This is a genomic window from Microbacterium sp. W4I4, assembly GCF_030816235.1.
In the GTDB taxonomy this organism is placed as follows: Bacteria; Actinomycetota; Actinomycetes; order Actinomycetales; family Microbacteriaceae; genus Microbacterium.
Genome location: NZ_JAUSXT010000001.1, coordinates 2,104,724 through 2,122,326, shown reverse-complemented (window position 1 = coordinate 2,122,326; position 17,603 = coordinate 2,104,724). Strand labels below are relative to the sequence as shown.

Genomic DNA, 17,603 nt, shown 5'->3' with positions numbered 1-17,603 from the left:
TCCGCGCCGGACCACCAAGCAATCGCCGAGCCACCAAGCAGATGTGTGTGATCTGCGTGGTGGCTCGCGCGTTCGATGGTGGCCCGGCGGAGGAGGGGGGGAAGACCGCGCCGGCCTCAGCCCTCGTCGGGGGGACCCGCGGGGCGCTGTGCACGTCGACCCGCCGGAGGGGCGCCGTACAGCGCCAGCGGTCGTCCGGCGCGCTCCTGCCCGGGCAGCGGACGCGAGCGGCGTCCGTAGATCAGCTCAGACGAATCCAGCAGCCACGGCACCAGCGTGATCGTCACGCCGTGAACCATCATCAGCTGGTTCGCGATGCGGCGCGCGCGACGGTTGTGCAGCACCGACTCCCACCAGTGGCCGACGATGTACTGCGGCAGGTAGACGGTCACCACGCACGGCCCGTGCTTCTCGCGGTACTGGCGGATGAAGTGCTCGACGGGCTGAGCGAACGTGCGGTACGGGGAGTCGACGATCACGAGCGGCACCGGGATGCCGTACTGCTGCCACTCGCGCTGCAGCACCTTCCCGTCCTCGGGGGTGAGGGCGATGTGCAGGGCGACGGTCTTCTCGTGCTTCGCGGCGATCGCGTAGTCGAGCGCCTTGATGACCGGCTTCTGCAGCCGGCTCACCAGCACGATCGCGACGTCGCCGCTGGAGCCGAAGTGCGTGGTGTCGTCGATGGTGATCTCGTGCTCCACGTCGCGGTAGTACCGCTTCACGCCCAGCATCAGCAGGGCCAGCACCGGGATCGCGAAGAACACCATCCACGCACCGTGGGTGAACTTCGTGATCGTCACGATCACCAGCACCGCCACGGTCATCACGGCGCCCAGGCTGTTGATCACCAGTCCGATGTGGGCGGAGCGGCGTTCCGCGGCGACCTCGGCGAGCAGGCGATGCTGCGTCTCGCGCAGCAGCCGCTTCCAGTGGCGCACCATGCCGATCTGACCGAGCGAGAACGACACGAAGACCCCGATGATGTACAGCTGGATCAGGCTGGTCAGGTTCGCCTGGAACGCGACGAGCACCGCGACGGCGCCGATGCCGAGCAGGATCATGCCGTTGCTGAACACCAGCCGGTCGCCGCGGGTGTTCAGCGCCTTCGGCGCATAGCCGTCGCGGGCGAGCACTGCACCCAGCAGCGGGAATCCGTTGAACGCGGTGTTGGCGGCCAGGAGCAGCACGCAGGCAGTCGCGGCCTGGATGATGAAGAAGAGGATGCTGCCGCCGCCGAAGGTCGCGGTGGCGATCTGCGCCATCAGGCTGGGCTGCGGCCCCGTGCAGTCGAAGCCCTGCAGGTCGCAGGGGTTCTCGGCGTAGTGCACGCCGGTGATCAGGGCCATCGCGGTCAGCCCGGCGAACAGCAGGGCCGCGATCGAGCCCATCAGGGTCAGCGTCTTCTGCGCGTTGCCGATCTTCGGCAGCCGGAACGCCTGCACCCCGTTGGACACGGCCTCCACGCCGGTCAGGGCGGAGCATCCGCTGGAGAATGCGCGCAGCACGAGCAGGATGATCGCCGCCTGGCTGATGTTCTCGGTCTGCACCGAGTAGGCGGAGCTCTCGGCGATCGGGGCATCCCCGAGGAAGGTGCGGATCAGGCCGGTCGCGATCATCAGCACCACCGATCCGATGAAGACGTACGTCGGGACGGCGAAGAGGGTGGATGCCTCGCGCACGCCGCGGAGGTTGACGACGACGATGAGGACGACGAAGCCGACCGCCAGCTCCACCCGCCACGGGTTCGCACCCGGGAGGGCCGAGATGATGTTGTCGACACCGGATGCGATGGACACCGCGACCGTGAGCACGTAGTCCACGAGCAGGGCCGCCGCGACGACCACGCCTGGCACCTCGCCGAGGTTCTTCGACGCGACCTCGTAGTCGCCGCCGCCCGAGGGGTAGGCCTTGATGAGCTGCCGGTAGCTCAGCACGACCACGACGAGCAGCACGACGACCGCCGCTGCGACCCAGGGGCTGAGCGCGAGGAAGGCCACTCCGCCGATGAGCATGATCATCAGCATCTCCTGCGGCCCGTAGGCCACCGAGCTGAGCGCATCGGATGCGAAGATCGGCAGCGCCATGCGCTTGGGGAGGAGCTGGTCGTTGACCTGCTCCGTCGTCAGCGGTTCGCCGATGAGGATGCGTTTGGCGAGCGGCGGGGCATCCGCATTCTCGCGACCGTCATGTGTCACGACGGAGGACACTACGCCTGCGGACGACGCCGTGCAATCCCGCTGCGCGAATCGTGACTCGGGGAGGGTGGGCAGGGGTCAGGCGCCCTCGGCGCGGCCCTGTCGCCAGTAGCCCATGAAGGCGATCGAGCGGCGGTCGATGCCGAGGTCGCGCACCAGGTGACGGCGCAGCGCTGTGATGGTTCCGGCCTCGCCGGCAAGCCACGCGTACTCGCCGCCGGCGACGGCATCCGGAACCTCCCAGAGCACTTCGTCGTCCCCCGGCTCCGCGAGATCGACCGCAGCGGATGCCGCGCTGCGCTGGCGTCCCCAGTCGTGCACGGCGGCGCTGAGCCGCACGCCGTGCGCGGCGCCGCTGCGGGCGAGCCATCTCACCCGCACGCCTTCCGGTGCGGCCAGGGGCAGGGCATCCGCCTCGGTCGGCACTTCGATGCACACCTCGCCGGTGATGTCCGCGGGCAGCGACTCGACGATCGAGCAGATCGCCGGCGCGGCCGTCTCGTCTCCCGCGATGAGCACGGATGTCGCGGCGCCCGGCTTCCACTCGATGCCGCCGGCCGGCTCCTCGGAGCGGGAGTCAGGGCCCACCACGAACAGCGGGTCGCCGACCTGCGCGTCCGTGGCCCAGGCGGACGCCGGACCGTCGGTGCCGTGCAGCGCGAAGTCGATGTCGATCTCGCGGTCGACCGGTCGCGGCGAGCGGATCGTGTAGGTGCGGATCGGGTTGCGCTGCTCGTCGGGCAGCTCCCGCCAGCGCCGGTACCACTGCGTCATGCTCTGGCTCTCGTCGAACTGTCCGACGTCGGTGACCGTGCCGTCGGCGAGCGGGACGATCAGCTTGATGCGCTGGTCGAGGCCATCGGTGCCGAAGTGCGTCAGGTCGTCACCCGCCAGAGTGATGCGCGTGAAGCTCGGCGAGAGGCGGTCGATGCGCGCGACGGTGGTGCGGAAGGTCCGGTACGGGTGGTGGCTCACCACTCCAGCATAGGTTAGGCTCTCCTAACGTGAGAACCATCACGGATATTCCCGAAGGGCACGCCGACGAACTGCACGGCGAGGCGCTCGCGCTCAGTTACGGACGCACCCGAGTCGTGCACGAGATGTCGCTGCACCTGCGCCCTGGTGTGGTCACCGCGCTGATCGGACCGAACGGCAGCGGCAAGTCCACGGCGCTGCGCGCGCTGGCACGGCTGCACAAAGTCGACTCCGGCACTGTGCGCATCGATGGGGCCGGCGGCGCCCGCGACGCGGCGGCGCTGACAGCGAAGGAGTTCGCACGCACGGTCGCGATGCTCTCGCAGTCGCGCCCGCACCCCTCCGGCCTCGAAGTGCACGACGTCGTCGCCTACGGTCGTCACCCGCACCGCGGCAGGTTCGCGGGGATGACGGATGCCGATCGGCAGGCCATCGCGCATGCGCTGGAGCTGACGGGGCTGGATGCCATGGCGCACCGTGCCGTGGACGAGCTCTCCGGCGGTGAGCTGCAGCGCGTGTGGCTGGCCACCGCACTCGCTCAGGGCACCGGCATCCTGCTACTCGACGAGCCCACCAACCACCTCGACCTCCGCTACCAGATCGAGACGCTCGACCTGATCTGCGATCTCGCCGATCGCGGCACCGCCGTCGGCGTGGTGCTGCACGACCTGGGGCACGCCGCCTCCATCGCCGACGAGGTCGTGCTCATGAACCGGGGCCGCGTGCACGCCGCCGGAACACCTGCCGCCGTGCTCACGAGCGAGAACCTCACCGACGTGTACGGTCTGCCGATCGAGGCGAGCATCGACGGCCGCACCGGCCGTGTCCACGTCGCGCCGCGCGGACGCCACCACGACCGCGCCGGTCGCGCGCTCGCCGCCCTCTCCGCCTGACATCGTCCGCCTGACATCCCTCCTGATCTCCTGACCCCGAACCCCGGAGCCCCACCGATGAAGAAGTCCCTCGCCGCCCTCGCGACTCTCGGCGCACTGACCCTCGCGCTCACCGCCTGCGGAACCACCCAGGCCGCGCCCGACAAGACCACCGACGCGAAGACGTCCACGGCGAGCGGAGCCGGCTGCGCCGACGACAGCACGACCACCTCGACCGGTCCGGTGGAGCTGACCGACGCGTTCGGTCGCACCGTGAAGCTGGACGAGCCCGCCACGAAGGTGGCCGTGCTGGAGTGGCAGCAGGTCGAGGACGTCCTCTCGCTGTGCCTGACGCCGGTGGCAGTCGCGGATGCCGACGGCTACCGCACCTGGGACACCGCGGAGGAGCTGCCGAAGGACGTCAAGGACGTCGGCACGCGGCAGGAGCCGAACCTCGACGCGCTGTTCGCGACCGAGCCCGACCTGGTGATCGTCGAGGCGTACACGCGTGACGATGCGATCATCGCCCAGCTGGAGAAGTACGGCGTGCCCGTGCTCGCGACGATCGGCGCCGATGCGAAGGACCCGATCACGCAGATGCTCGACACCTTCGACCTGATCGCCCAGGCCACCGGCCGCAGCGAGCGCGCCGATGTCGTCAAGGACGAGTTCGAGGCGAAGCTCGCCGAGGGCAAGAAGGCCGTCACCGGCGCCTCGCTCGAGAATGCGCCCTTCGTGTTCTTCGACGGCTGGGTGGACGGCGGCAACGTCTCGCTGCGCCCGTTCGGCCAGGGGTCGCTGATCGGCGAGCTGGGCGAGGAGCTCGGGCTGAAGAACGCCTGGACCGGCGAGGTCGACGCGGCCTACGGCCTCGGGCAGACCGACATCGAGGGCATGACCACGATCGGCGACGCGATGCTGCTGCACACCGGCACCGCCGACCCCGACTCGGAGAGCTTCATCGACGCCGCGAAGAAGAACCCGGCCTGGGCATCCATCCCCGCCGTCGAGGAGAACCGCATCCACGCGTTCCCGGGTGGCATCTGGACCTTCGGCGGACCGCGCTCGGCCGAGCAGATCGTCGACGCGTACGTGGACGTCATCACGAAGTGAGCGATCGCGCGCCCGGCTCGACCCCCGATTCCGCATACGGATCGGGGGCCGACACGCCAGATGTCGAACCGGATGCCGTGATTCGGTCTGCATCCGGCGTGTCGACCCCCGTAGTGTCCACGACCGACCGTCGCGGGGGCACGGCGGTCGCCGTGTGGACGCTCGTCGGGCTGTTGGTCGTGCTCGTCCTGGCATCCGCCTGGCATCTGACGCAGGGCACCAGCGGTGCCGTGTTCGCGAACCCGGACATCCTGTTCGGCTCGCGTCTGCCGCGGCTCGCCGCCGGTGTCGCCGTCGGGCTGGCCCTGGGCGTCGCGGGTCTGCTCATGCAGTCGCTCGCGCGCAACCCGCTGGCCTCGCCCGACACGCTCGGCGTCACCGCCGGGGCGTACTTCGCGATCACCGCGGTGACCGCGTTCGGGATCAGCATCCCGTTCTGGGCATCCGGGGTGGTCGCTGTCGGCGGCGGGCTGTTCGCCGCGGGTCTGGTCCTCGGTCTCGCCGGCGGCGCGGCATCCTCCACCACCCGGCTCGTGCTCGCCGGCTCCGCGCTCGCGCTCGCGCTGCAGGCCGGCACCTCCACGCTGCTGGTGCTCTTCGACGAGGAGACCAAGGGTCTGTTCGCGTGGGGCAGCGGCAGTCTCTCGCAGCTGAGCATCGACTCGTTCCTGCGCGCCGCGCCCGTCATCGTGGTGGGCATCGCGCTCGCCTTCGCGCTCACCCGCCGGCTGGACGTGCTGGCCCTCGGTGACGACACGGCCTCCTCACTGGGTGTGCCGATCCGCTCCACGCGCATCATCGGCATCCTGCTGTCGGTGCTGCTCACCGCCGCGGCGGTGACCCTCGCGGGACCGATCGGCTTCGTCGGCCTCTGCGCGCCGGTGCTCGCCCGGCTGCTGTCGCGCCTTGTCCCGGCTCTCGGCCGGCACGCGCTCCTGATCCCGGCGACCGGCCTGATCGGCGCGATAGTGGTCATCGGAGCGGATGCCGTGCTGCGCGCGATCATCGGCGCCGAGGGCGCCATCGCCGTGCCGACCGGCGTGGCCACCACCTTGCTCGGCGCCCTGGTGCTGATCGTGATGGCCCGCCGACTGCGGGATGCCGGACCGACCCGCCGGCCGCCCAGCATCCGCTTCGGCGTGCGCAGCGCTCGCCGCTTCCGCATCGTCGTGATCGTCGGCATCGCAGTGCTCGCCGCCGTGATCCTGATCGGGATGCTGGTGGGCGCCACCCCGCTGCTGACCGGTGACATCCTGCTCTGGCTCCAGCATCAGGCGCCCCCGCTGGTCTCCTTCGCCCTCGACGAGCGCGCGCCGCGCGTGGTCGCGGCCGTGCTCGCCGGCGCCGCGCTCGGCCTCGCCGGAACCATCACCCAGGCGGTCAGCCGCAACCCGCTCGCCGAGCCCGGACTCCTTGGCATCACCGGCGGCGCGGGACTCGGTGCGGTGCTCGTGGTGACCAGCGCCGCGGCATCCACCTTCGGGATGCTCGTCGCCGCGATCGTCGGCGCACTGCTGGCCTTCGGTCTCGTCTACGCGTTGGCGTGGCGCGGCGGGCTCAGCGCCGACCGGCTCGTGCTGATCGGCATCGGCGTCTGGTACGGCACGACCGCGCTGACCACGTTCGTGCTGCTGCGCGCGAACCCCTGGGACACTCCGAAGATCTACACCTGGCTCTCGGGCACGACCTACGGGCGCATCTGGGAGCAGGTCGTCCCGCTGGCGGTCGTGCTGGTCATCGCCCTGCCGTTCGTGCTCATGCAGCGTCGCGACCTCGACATCCTGGCGATGGATGAGGACACGCCCCGTCTGGTCGGCATCCGCCTGGAGCGCACCCGCCTCGCCCTGCTCGCGGCGGCGGCACTGCTCGCGGCCCTCAGCGTCTCGGCGGTGGGCGTGGTCGGGTTCGTCGGGCTCGTCGCCCCGCACGCCGCACGGGCGCTGGTCGGCGCCCGTCACACGCGCGTGATCCCGGTCGCCGTGCTGCTCGGGGCCGTGCTCGTCGGGGTGGCGGATGCCATCGGCCGCACTGTGCTCGCCCCCGCTCAGCTGCCGGCGGGCCTGGTGGTCGCGCTGATCGGCGCGCCGTACTTCGTCTGGCTGCTCTGGCGCTCGCGCGACGCCTGACGGCTGCGCGGCTTCAGCATCCTCCCAGGGTTCCCATAGACTGTTCGAGCGGTGACAGCCGCGACATGAACGACCCGCGGAGCGGGCTGAGGGGGAACTCCGAATGACTGTTATCGCGAAGCGCGCGCGCCTGGCCCTGGTGGCCATCGTCACGGGAGTGATGCTTCTCGTGGGAGCCGCGGCCCCGGCCTGGGCCGACACCTCAGACGATCTGATCGCGGTCGATGAGGCCCTCAGCATCGCGGTGGACGCCTTCGGCACGGTCTACTCCGATCAGTCCACCTCGCTCGAAGAGGTAGCTGCCGCCGCGGACGCCTTCACTTCGGCCGCGAACACGGCGAAGTCCGACTTCTCCGGGATCGCCGACCGGGCCGACGCCGCCGTGGCCGATTACGCCACGAAGTTCGCCGGGCACGCCGGCAAGATGGCATCCGGCTCCGATGCCATCTCCGCCGCCATCGTGGCCCAGGACGAGAATGCCCTGGCCCAGGGCGAGAACGACCTGAACGCGGCGCTGGAGGCGTACTCCACGACCGTCGACGAGTTCAACGGCTACCTCAAGACCGCAGGCGACCCCACTTACATCGGCTGGCTGATCGTGCTGATCGTCGCCGTCGTGCTGCTCGTGCTCGCGCTGATCTTCGCGCTGCTCACCCGCAAGCAGGAGGGTCTGCTGCAGCCCAAGACCGACAAGAAGGGCAACATCACCCAGTCGTCGCTGAAGAAGATGCGCTGGATGGTCGTGCTGTGGGCGGGGCTCTTCGTGGTCGGCGCCGCGATCACCTTCTTCCAGGTGGCCTTCGCCCAGCCCGACGCCAACGGAGAGTACTCCTTCCGCATCTTCTGGTATCCGCTGGCCGCGGGTGCAATCCTGACGGTGGTCAGCGTCGTGCAGTACTTCATCGCGGCGTCGAAGGTGCGAGCGCAGGGCTCGGCCGTGGCGTACGACCCCGCCGATCCCGCCACGCACGGCGTGGCCGCACAGGGCGAGGGGTACCAGCCGGTTCCGCAGTACGACGGTGCCGTGGATGGAGCGCCCGTCGCGCCGCCTGTGGCCGGTGCGCCCGTTCCGCCGCCTGCGGCCGACGCTCCTGTCGCGCCTCCGGTGCCTGATGCTCCTGTCGCGCCTCCGGTGGCCGATGCGCCGGTCGCGCCGCCGGTGGCCGATGCGCCGGTCGCGCCGCCGGTGCCTCCGGCATCCGACGCCCCGCAGCCCTCGCAGGCCTGAATCGGCAGGCGTTCGCGCGTCGCGTAACAGCGGCGGAATCACGCGGATGCCCAGCCGATTCCGATCACCCGCGCGTAACGTCGGGAGCATGACAACGGTCCCCGTCGATGATGCCGCGATCGCCGAGGCGAGGCAGCTGCGCGATGCGTTTCAGCGGTTCCTGCGCGAGTACGAGTTCGGGATGCGCGAGGTCGAGACCAAGATCTCGATCCTGCGCGACGAGTTCACCCACATGCACGCGTACAACCCCATCGAGCACGTCAAGAGCCGGCTGAAGACGCCGGACAGCATCGTGGAGAAGGTGGCCCGCCGCGGCGTGGACGCCGACTTCGACAGCATCCGTGCCGAGATCACCGACATCGCCGGCGTGCGCATCACCTGCAGCTTCGAGAGCGACGTCTACCGCCTGTTCAACCTGTTCACCACGCAGGACGACGTGACCGTCCGCATCGTGAAGGACTACATCGCCAACCCCAAGCCGAACGGCTACCGCAGCCTGCACGCCATCGTCGAGGTGCCGGTTTTCCTGTCCACGGGGCCGGTCGCGGTGCCCGTCGAGGTGCAGTTCCGCACGATCGCGATGGATTTCTGGGCCAGCCTCGAGCACAAGATCCACTACAAGTTCGACGGACGCGTTCCTGCGCACCTCGTGCAGAGCCTGACGGATGCCTCGGATGCCGCCCAGGAGCTCGACAAGCGCATGGAGCGACTGCACCGCGAGGCCCTCGAGATCAACCACCGGGTGATCGAGGCCTGAGGCGCCCGCGTCAGGCCAGGAACTCCCGGGCGGCGGCCACCATCGCGGTCACCCCGACCTCGATGGTCGGGTGGATGACGGGTGCGAAGAACGGCGAGTGGTTGGTGGGGATGTCGCTGTCGAGGGTGCCCTTCGCGGTCGCCGCGGCGAACTGCTGCGGATCGACGCCGCCCCAGAACCAGAACACCAGGGGCACGCCCGCATCCCGCGCGAACCAGGAGACGTCCTCGCTGCCGGTGATCAGTCCCGGGTCGATCACGGCCTGCTCGCCGAAGGCGGCGTGGAAGGCGGCCACCGCCCGGGCGGTGGCATCCGCATCGTTGATCGTCGCGGGCAGGGTGTGCAGCGTCGTGATGTCGGGCTCGTGCTCGGCCCCGGATGCGGCGGACTCGGCCCGGATCACCCGATGCACCTTCTCGAGCACCTTCTCGCGCTGCTGATCGTCGGGATAGCGCAGGCTGAGCTGCAGCGTGGCATCCGCCGGGATGATGTTGTTCTTCGTGCCGGAGTGGACCGATCCCACCGTCACGACGACGGGATCGCCGGCGGCGACCTCGCGGGAGACGACGGTCTGCAGGCGCATGATCGTCGACGCGGCCATCACGATCGGGTCGATCGTGGACTCCGGGCGCGAGCCATGGCCGCCACGGCCGTGCAGCACGACCTTCAGCCCGTCGGATGCGGACATCTGCGGTCCGGGGCGCACGCCGATCACGCCGGCGGGCAGCGGGCCGACGTGCTGACCGAGCACGACATCGGGTCGGGGGAATCGGTTCAGGGCGCCGTCGTCGAGCATGGCGCGCGCGCCCTCGCCGTACTCCTCGGCGGGCTGGATGATCACCACGAGGGTGCCCGACCACTGATCGCGCTCGGCGACCAGCCGCTCGACCGCCCCGATCATCGCGGTCACGTGCATGTCGTGCCCGCAGGCGTGCATGATGCCGACCGTCTCGCCATCGGGGTCGACGCCGACGGCGGTGGACGCGTAGGGGAGTCCGGTCTCCTCGGTGACCGGCAGGGCATCCATGTCGGCGCGCACCCACACCACGGGCCCCCGGGGCCCTGAGCCCGTCGCCTGTACTGAGCGAGCGTCAGCGAGTCGAAGTGAAGGGTCATTGGTCAGCACGCCCACCACGCCGGTCCTGCCGATGCCCTCCTGCACGTCGAGGCCCAGCTCCCGCAGATGCGCGGCGGCGATGCCGGCGGTGCGGGTCTCCTGGAACGAAAGCTCGGGATTGCTGTGCAGATCGACGTACAGCGCTTCGAGATCGATGCTCATGGGGGTGAGCCTAGTCCCTGCGAAAGTCGCTCTCGCAGGTAGACGTGATACGCTGGCATGTCCTCCACTCCGGAGGCCCGGTGAATCTCTCTCACCCCGGGGCGACAGTCACCATCGCCCCACGCGCTTCGCTCGCCGGATCCGGCGCCTGCGATCGCCCCATACGTACCCGTCTCACGGGAATCGTGCCCACCGGACGTTCCGGTGCGGCGCTTACGGCCGTCTCGACGGCCAACACAAAAGGAAGAAGAAACACATGGCCACTGGCACTGTGAAATGGTTCAACTCGGAGAAGGGCTTCGGCTTCATCGCTCCCGATGACGGCTCTGCCGACCTCTTCGCCCACTTCTCGGCGATCTCGGGCTCGGGCTTCAAGGAGCTCACCGAGAACCAGAAGGTGGAATTCGAAGCCGAGCGCGGCCCCAAGGGCATGCAGGCGATGGACATCCGCCCGCTCTGATACAGCGACTTGAACCGGCCCGGACTGCACAGTCCGGGCCGGTTCTGCGTCTGCGGGCGGATGCCGGTGAAGCCGAGGCGCTCCGCTCTGGTTTGATTGATCAGTGCAGAAGGATGAGACGCGCCCGGCCGGTTTCGGCGCGCTGCTGTGGCTCGCGACGGCGACGTTCTCGATGGGCATCGACGGCTACGTGCTGGCGGGTCTGCTGCCGCAGATCGCGCTCGATCTCGACGTCTCCGACGCCGCAGCGGGGCAGCTCGTCGCGATCTTCGCGCTGACCGCTGCCGTCGCCGGTCCCGTCCTCAGTGCGCTGACCGGAGGCTGGGAGCGCAAGGGTGTGATCGCGGCATCGCTCGCCGTCTTCATCGTCGGGAATCTGCTGGTCGCCGTCGCGCCGACCTACGCGCAGGCGATGGCCGGACGCATCGTCTCCGCGATCGGCGGCGCCCTGCTCAGCGCCGTGGTCAGCGCCTACGTGCTCGCCAAGACCGCCCCCGAACGGCGCGGACGCGCACTGTCGTTCGTGCTCGGCGGCTTCCTCGCCGCCACCGCGCTCGGCGTGCCCGTCGGTCTCATCATCGGACTGGACGACTGGCGACTGCCGCTGTATCTGGTCAGTGCCGTCGGGGCGGTGGCGCTGGTCGGCATCCTGATCAACGTGCCGCGACTGCATCTGCCCGCGCTCTCGCTGCGCGAGACCCTGCGCCCGCTTCGACGCCCCGCGCTGATCGGGTCGATCCTGGTCGCGACGGGGATCATGTGCGCGAGCTACCTGTGCTTCACCTACGCCACCCTGATCTTCGGGCCCCGGATCGGCGAGGGTGCTCCGATCATCGCGGCCATGTTCGGCTACGGCGTCGTCAGCCTGATCGGCAACATCCTCTCCGGTCGTGCCACCGACCGGTTCGACCCGGTCCACGTCATCACGCTGATCATCGGCATCCTCATCGGCGTCGCACTGCTCGGCACCGGAGGGCTGCTGCTGCCCGGGGTCGGCGGCGCCGTCGCCGCCTTCGTGTGGTTCTTCTGCTGTGCGTTCTTCAACGGCGGCTCGGGCGTGGCGTTGCAGTCCCGCCTGGGAGACCTCGCCCCCGAATCCATGTCGCTCGTGCTCGCCCTGAACGGCAGCGGCATGCAGCTCGGCTCGGCGCTGGGTGGGATGCTGGGCGGTGCGCTGCTCGCATCCGGACTCCCCGCCGACGGCCTGGTGCCGGTGTCCGCGCTGGTCCTCGCCGCGACGATGCTCCTGCACCTCACGCTGTCCCGCGTCGCGCCGCGCGCCCTCGCCGCCTGAACCGCCTGCGCTCAGGGTCGCCGGTAGGACTCCAGGGCCGGGCCCGGTCTCAGCACTCCATTGACGATCGCGCGGATGGCGAACTCGCTGGTCGCGCCGAGGTCGATGACCTCCGGGTGCAGCAGCCACTGCAGCTGCAGCCCGTCCATGACGGCGAGGATCGATGCGGATGCCGCCGCGACGGCATCCGCATCCGTGACGCCTTCCGAGGCGCACAGCAGCCCGAACGCCTCGGACACGTCCCCGCGCAGGATCGTGTAGCGATCCTCGAAATACTCCCTGCCCGGATGCCCGTCGGTGACCGACTCGGACGAAAGCACGGTGTAGGCCTGCACGATGCCAGGGCGGCGCGCGTTCGCGTACGCCGTGCGGACCAGGTGCAGGAACAGGTCGAGTCCCCCGGGGATGTGCTGCTCGGCGAGTTCGGCGACATCCGCCTGGTCCCGATAGGCGAGCACCTCGAGCAGCAGTCTCTGCTTGGAGCCGAAATGATGCAGGACCCCGGCGTGCGTGAGTCCCACCTGCTCAGCGACATCGGCGAGGGTTCCGTTGGTCGACCCCTTGCTGCCGAAGATCTCGACCGCGGCCTTCAGGATCTCGATGCGCTTGTGCTGCGCGGCGCGGGTGCGCGGGGTGTCGTTGGCCACGATTCCTCCTTCGGCGAGTGTAACGGTCTGGTGACTTCCGGTTGCAAGCTTACTGACCAGTAGGTAATCTTCTCACAATTCACTTTCTTGCCAGTAAGTGAATGTCACGCCCGAGCGAAGCCGCTCACCCCCCGACACGAAGACCAGTGCCCTAGGAGAAGCAATGAAGCTCAGCAGATCAGTACTCGCGTTCACCGCGATCGCCGCCCTCGGTGTCGGCGCCCTCGCCGGATGCGCGCCCGCGTCCAGCGACAAGGGCGACACCGGAACGCCCGGCGCCGCCCTCACGATCGCCAAGCCCGACGGCGCCATCACGACCGAGTCGCACAACCCGTATCTGGGTGACTCCTCGGCATCGAAGTACGGCTATGCCAAGGTCATCTTCGAGCCTCTCGCGCTCGTCAACCCGACCGGCGACCTCGGCACCACCCCGTGGCTGGCCGAGTCCGTGGAATGGAACGACGACTACACCGAACTCACCGTGGTGCCGCGCAGCGGCGTGGAGTGGAGCGACGGCGAGGACTTCACCGGCGACGACATCGTCTTCACCTTCGATCAGTTCCTGAGCGGCAAGCTCAGCGACACCTCCGGTCTGAAGTACCAGGGCGCGACCGTCGACGGAGACAAGATCACCCTGAAGTTCGGCGACTCGAAGTACACCGCCCAGTCGCGCGTGCTGCACACCCCGATCGTCCCGAAGCACATCTGGGAGAAGATCGCCGACCCGAACACCGACCCGCTCACCGGTGAGGGCCTCGCCGTCGGCACCGGCCCCTACGTGCTCGACAACTGGTCGACCGAGTCCGTCACGCTGACCGCCAACAAGGACTACTGGGGCGGCGAGCCGACCGTGCCCGAGCTGCACTACGTCTCGTACGGCGACAACGCCGCCCTCACCACCGCTCTCGTCTCCGGCGAGGCCGACTGGGCGCAGGCGTTCATCCCGCAGATCAAGGACAGCTACCTCGCCGCGGATGAGCACAATCAGTTCCTCGTGTCACCGACCGCGGGCGCCGGCACGCTGTTCATGAACCTGCAGACCAAGCCCTTCAACAACGTGGCGCTGCGTGAAGCGCTGGCGTGGACCATCGACCGCGCCGCCTACGTCGACATCGCCCGCGAGGGTGCGAGCGACGAAGTCTGGAACGTGACCGGACTCGGCGACCTGCTCTCGGATGAGATCGTCCCGGAGTACAAGGACGCGAACTACGAGGTCGACGTCGACAAGGCCAAGCAGATCCTCACCGAGGCCGGCTACACGTGGAAGGACAAGAAGCTCGTCGACCCCGACGGAGAGGCCGTCTCGTTCTCCATCTCGGTTCCCGCCGGCTGGAGCGACTGGAACACCGAGCAGGCGCTGATCGCCGAGGAGCTGAACGAAGCGCTCGGCATCGAGGTCAAGGTCGACCAGCCCGACTGGGGCGGCTGGGATGCCGCTCGCCAGGAGGGCACGTTCCAGGCGATCATCCACTGGCTCGAGGACACCGGCAACGCGTACGGCCTGTACACCTCGACGATGGACCCGAAGTGGATCGTCGATGACAAGGCGCAGTTCAACTTCGGCCGCTTCGACGACCCGGCCGTGACCGAGGCTCTGGACACCTACGCCAACGCATCATCGGACGAGGATCGCCAGGCCGCGGTCGCCGTGATGCAGAAGGCGTTCGTCGAGAACGTCCCCGCCATCCCGCTGGGCGCGCACCCGCTGCTGGGTGAGTTCAACACCCGCAACTACGTGGGCTGGCCGTCGGATGATGACCAGTACGCGTCGGGTGATCCGACGCAGCCCGGCATCGTGCAGATCCTCGCGAAGCTGAAGCCGGCGAGCTGATGACAGGGTGGTGCTCTGCGCGCCCCCGCGCGTGGAGCGCCCCCGCCCCCTGCCCTCGGCATCCGTCCCGGCCTGAAAGCGAAACCCATGCCCGAACCCCTGCTCTCCGTGCGCGACTTCTCGGTCGTGTACGACGTCGATCCGCCGGTGGCGGCCGTCAAGGACGTCACCCTCGAACTGCAGCGCGGCGAGATCCTCGGCCTTGCCGGCGAGAGCGGATGCGGCAAGACGACGCTCGCGTACGGCGTGCAGCGTCTGCTCAAGGCGCCCGCGGTCATCACCGGAGGCAGCGTCGTGTTCCATGACGCGTCCGGCGAGAGGATCGACGTCAACGAGCTGGACGCCGAGCACATGCGACGCTTCAGGTGGGACAAGATCTCGATGGTGTTCCAAGGCGCCATGAACGCCCTCAACCCAGTGGCCACGATCGGTTCGCAGCTCGCCGACGTCTTCGAGGTGCACCGGCCCGAGATGACCCGTCGGCAGCGCCGCGCCGAGGTCGAGGAGCTGCTGGAGATCGTGAAGGTCGGGCGCGACCGCATCCGCTCCTTCCCGCACGAGCTCTCCGGCGGCATGCGCCAGCGCGTCATGATCGCGATGGCGCTGGCCCTGCGCCCCCAGCTGATGGTCATGGACGAGCCGACGACCGCACTGGACGTGCTCGTGCAGCGCGAGATCCTGCGTCAGATCTCCCAGCTGCGTCACGAGTTCGGCTTCTCGGTGATCTTCATCACCCACGACCTGCCGCTGCTGCTGGAGATCAGCGACCGCATCGCCATCATGCGCGAGGGCGAGATCGTCGAGATGCAGAGCGCCGAGCGCATCTGGAACGACCCGCAGCACGAGTACACCCGCAGGCTCCTGGAGTCCTTCCCCCGCCTCACCGGCGAGAGAGGAGTGGTGGTCCGATGAGCATCCTCGAATTCGACCACGTCAGCAAGATCTACAACGTCCGCGGCGCTGGCCGGATGAAGGCCCTGGACGATGTCTCGTTCACCCTCGAATCCGGCCGCACCATCGGACTGGTCGGCCAGTCCGGCAGCGGCAAGTCGACGATCGCGAAGATCCTCACCCAGCTCGAGACGCCCACCAGCGGCGAGATCCGGCTCGACGGCACTCCGATCCCGCGCCGCGGCCGGGGACTGCGCAGCTACCGCCAGCAGCTGCGGATGGTTTTCCAGGATCCGTTCGCGTCGCTGAATCCGTACCACTCGATCCGGTACCACATCGAGCGTCCGCTGCGCCTGGACGACGTCGTGCCGAAGAAGGACACCGAGCGCGAGGTGCGCCGGCTGCTGGAGCGGGTCCAGCTGATCCCGGATGCCGTCATCGACCGCCGCCCCCACGAGCTCTCCGGTGGCCAGCGCCAGCGCGTCGCGATCGCCCGCGCACTGGCATCCAGGCCTCGACTCCTCGTCGCCGACGAGCCGGTCTCGATGCTCGACGTCTCGATCCGCCTCGGCGTGCTGAACCTGCTCGCCGACCTGCAGCGCGAGGAGGGCCTCGGCGTGCTCTACATCACCCATGACCTGGCCACGGCCCGGCACTTCAGCGACGAGATCATCGTGCTCAACCAGGGCCGCATCGTCGAGCAGGGCCCAGCCGACGACGTCATCCTGAACCCGCAGAACGCGTACACGCAGGAGCTGCGTGCGGCATCCCCCGACCCGGAGAATTGGTTCCTGAGCAAGGAGCGAAGCGACGCGTCGAAGGGTGCGTCCACCGCAGGAGGTGCGCGATGACCGCCGTCGAACCCCAGCTCGCCGACATCGAGCACCCCCGGGCCGATGCCCTCGAGGTCGGCACCACCGCGACCGTCGCCCACGGCCGATCGCGCGTGCCGTGGCGCTTCCTCGCCAACCGCGCCCTGTTCTACCTGTTCACCCTGTGGGCGGCGATCACGATCAACTTCTTCCTGCCCCGGATGATGAAGGGCGACGCGGTCAGCCAGTACCTCGCCCGCAACCGCAACGTCTCCCCGGAGGCGGCCGATGCGCTGCGCGCCCTGCTCGGCCTCGACACCGACAAGACGCTGATCCAGCAGTACCTCGACTATTGGGGTCTGATGCTGCGCGGTGATCTGGGCATCTCGCTGCTGCACGGCATGCGCCCCGTCACCGAGGTGATCAGCCAGGCCCTGCCGTGGACGATCGGCCTGGTCGGCTTCGCGACGATCGTCTCGTTCGCGATCGGCACCATCGGCGGCGCAGTCGTCGGCTGGCGTCGAGGCAGCCGCCTGGACGCACTCGTGCCCATCACCACGTTCCTCAGCACCATCCCCTACTTCTGGCTGGGCCTGCTGGCGATCGCGGCCTTCTCGGTGAACCTCCGCTGGTTCCCGATCGGCAAGGCGTACGGGGTGGGCGTGCGGCCGGAATGGACGCTCGAGTTCGTCGGCCAGGTCATCCACCATGGCGCGCTGCCGGTGATCACGATCGTGATCGCCTCGCTCGGTGGATGGATGCTGGGCATGCGCAACATGATGCTCACGGTGCTCGACGAGGACTACATCATGGTCGCGCAGGCCAAGGGGATGCCGAACAGGCGCGTGCTGTGGGGCTACGCCGCCCGCAATGCGGTGCTGCCGCAGATCCAGAGCTTCGCGCTGTCGATCGGCTTCATCGTCGGCGGCACGATCGTGATGGAGATGGTCTTCAGCTACCCCGGCGTCGGAAAGCTGCTGCTGGACGCCACGAACGCCAAGGACTACGCGCTCATGCAGGGCGTGTTCCTCGTGATCACCCTGTCGGTGCTGGTCGCGAACCTGCTCGCCGACCTCGCCTACGCCTTCCTCGACCCGCGCACCCGCCAGACGGAGGCCTGAGC

15 protein-coding genes are annotated in these 17,603 nt (G+C 69.0%); 11 read left to right on the top strand and 4 right to left on the bottom strand.

Annotated features, from left to right (window positions below; all coding sequences use genetic code 11):
* Positions 1–116: 116 nt before the first annotated feature.
* Both QF046_RS09950 and QF046_RS09945 read right to left on the bottom strand, forming a co-directional pair.
* Positions 117–2,195 (bottom strand): APC family permease, encoded by a 2,079-nt coding sequence (locus tag QF046_RS09950; RefSeq protein WP_373425687.1) that lies wholly within the window; start codon positions 2,193–2,195, stop codon positions 117–119.
* 78 nt (positions 2,196–2,273) lie between these two features.
* On the bottom strand, positions 2,274–3,170 hold the full coding sequence (locus tag QF046_RS09945; protein WP_307369253.1) for a siderophore-interacting protein: 897 nt from the start codon (positions 3,168–3,170) through the stop codon (positions 2,274–2,276).
* A 29-nt stretch (positions 3,171–3,199) separates the two neighbouring features.
* On the opposite strand from QF046_RS09945, the gene QF046_RS09940 reads away from it, so the two are divergent.
* The 5 genes from QF046_RS09940 to QF046_RS09920 all read left to right on the top strand — a co-directional run bounded on the left by QF046_RS09940 (position 3,200) and on the right by QF046_RS09920 (position 9,266).
* Positions 3,200–4,063 carry an ABC transporter ATP-binding protein gene (locus tag QF046_RS09940; protein WP_307369251.1) on the top strand — a complete coding sequence of 288 codons (864 nt, stop codon included), beginning with the start codon at positions 3,200–3,202 and terminating at the stop codon, positions 4,061–4,063.
* 57 nt (positions 4,064–4,120) lie between these two features.
* Complete coding sequence (locus QF046_RS09935) at positions 4,121–5,155, top strand: iron-siderophore ABC transporter substrate-binding protein (RefSeq protein WP_307369249.1); 1,035 nt, start codon at positions 4,121–4,123, stop codon at positions 5,153–5,155.
* A gap of 98 nt (positions 5,156–5,253) precedes the next feature.
* Entirely contained in the window at positions 5,254–7,281 is a 2,028-nt protein-coding gene (locus tag QF046_RS09930) for an iron ABC transporter permease (protein ID WP_307369247.1), read from the top strand.
* Positions 7,282–7,384: 103 nt separating this feature from the next.
* On the top strand, positions 7,385–8,509 hold the full coding sequence (locus QF046_RS09925; RefSeq protein WP_307369245.1) for a hypothetical protein: 1,125 nt from the start codon (positions 7,385–7,387) through the stop codon (positions 8,507–8,509).
* Between the two features lie 88 nt (positions 8,510–8,597).
* A complete protein-coding gene (locus QF046_RS09920) occupies positions 8,598–9,266 on the top strand; it encodes a GTP pyrophosphokinase family protein (RefSeq protein ID WP_307369244.1) in 669 nt (222 codons plus the stop codon).
* A gap of 10 nt (positions 9,267–9,276) precedes the next feature.
* Here QF046_RS09920 and QF046_RS09915 read toward each other — a convergent pair whose 3' ends face one another.
* Positions 9,277–10,545 (bottom strand): amidohydrolase, encoded by a 1,269-nt coding sequence (locus QF046_RS09915; protein WP_307369243.1) that lies wholly within the window; start codon positions 10,543–10,545, stop codon positions 9,277–9,279.
* Positions 10,546–10,801: 256 nt separating this feature from the next.
* Between QF046_RS09915 and QF046_RS09910 the strand changes: the two genes are divergently transcribed.
* Together QF046_RS09910 and QF046_RS09905 are read left to right on the top strand one after the other, a co-directional pair.
* A complete protein-coding gene (locus QF046_RS09910) occupies positions 10,802–11,005 on the top strand; it encodes a cold-shock protein (RefSeq protein ID WP_307369241.1) in 204 nt (67 codons plus the stop codon).
* A gap of 103 nt (positions 11,006–11,108) precedes the next feature.
* A complete protein-coding gene (locus tag QF046_RS09905; protein WP_307369239.1) occupies positions 11,109–12,299 on the top strand; it encodes an MFS transporter in 1,191 nt (396 codons plus the stop codon).
* Positions 12,300–12,310: 11 nt separating this feature from the next.
* Here the strand turns inward: QF046_RS09905 and QF046_RS09900 are convergent, their stop codons facing one another.
* On the bottom strand, positions 12,311–12,946 hold the full coding sequence (locus tag QF046_RS09900; protein ID WP_307369237.1) for a TetR/AcrR family transcriptional regulator: 636 nt from the start codon (positions 12,944–12,946) through the stop codon (positions 12,311–12,313).
* A gap of 163 nt (positions 12,947–13,109) precedes the next feature.
* On the opposite strand from QF046_RS09900, the gene QF046_RS09895 reads away from it, so the two are divergent.
* From QF046_RS09895 to QF046_RS09880, 4 genes are all read left to right on the top strand, one after another.
* On the top strand, positions 13,110–14,777 hold the full coding sequence (locus tag QF046_RS09895; protein WP_307369235.1) for an ABC transporter substrate-binding protein: 1,668 nt from the start codon (positions 13,110–13,112) through the stop codon (positions 14,775–14,777).
* 87 nt (positions 14,778–14,864) lie between these two features.
* Entirely contained in the window at positions 14,865–15,689 is an 825-nt protein-coding gene (locus QF046_RS09890) for an ABC transporter ATP-binding protein (RefSeq protein WP_307369232.1), read from the top strand.
* Positions 15,686–16,519: an ABC transporter ATP-binding protein gene (locus QF046_RS09885; RefSeq protein WP_307369230.1), complete on the top strand. Its 834-nt coding sequence runs from the start codon at positions 15,686–15,688 to the stop codon at positions 16,517–16,519. Before QF046_RS09890 ends, QF046_RS09885 begins: the two co-directional genes overlap by 4 nt.
* A complete protein-coding gene (locus QF046_RS09880) occupies positions 16,516–17,601 on the top strand; it encodes an ABC transporter permease (RefSeq protein ID WP_307369228.1) in 1,086 nt (361 codons plus the stop codon). Before QF046_RS09885 ends, QF046_RS09880 begins: the two co-directional genes overlap by 4 nt.
* Positions 17,602–17,603: the final 2 nt, after the last annotated feature.

Excerpts from the sequence above, each read along its gene's own strand:
- QF046_RS09880 (WP_307369228.1), top strand. The coding sequence starts at position 16,516 with ATGACCGCCGTCGAACCCCAGCTCGCCGACATCGAGCACCCCCGGGCC.
- QF046_RS09915 (WP_307369243.1), bottom strand. The coding sequence starts at position 10,545 with ATGAGCATCGATCTCGAAGCGCTGTACGTCGATCTGCACAGCAATCCC.
- QF046_RS09895 (WP_307369235.1), top strand. The coding sequence starts at position 13,110 with ATGAAGCTCAGCAGATCAGTACTCGCGTTCACCGCGATCGCCGCCCTC.
- QF046_RS09925 (WP_307369245.1), top strand. The coding sequence starts at position 7,385 with ATGACTGTTATCGCGAAGCGCGCGCGCCTGGCCCTGGTGGCCATCGTC.
- QF046_RS09920 (WP_307369244.1), top strand. The coding sequence starts at position 8,598 with ATGACAACGGTCCCCGTCGATGATGCCGCGATCGCCGAGGCGAGGCAG.
- QF046_RS09890 (WP_307369232.1), top strand. The coding sequence starts at position 14,865 with ATGCCCGAACCCCTGCTCTCCGTGCGCGACTTCTCGGTCGTGTACGAC.
- QF046_RS09885 (WP_307369230.1), top strand. The coding sequence starts at position 15,686 with ATGAGCATCCTCGAATTCGACCACGTCAGCAAGATCTACAACGTCCGC.
- QF046_RS09935 (WP_307369249.1), top strand. The coding sequence starts at position 4,121 with ATGAAGAAGTCCCTCGCCGCCCTCGCGACTCTCGGCGCACTGACCCTC.
- QF046_RS09910 (WP_307369241.1), top strand. The coding sequence starts at position 10,802 with ATGGCCACTGGCACTGTGAAATGGTTCAACTCGGAGAAGGGCTTCGGC.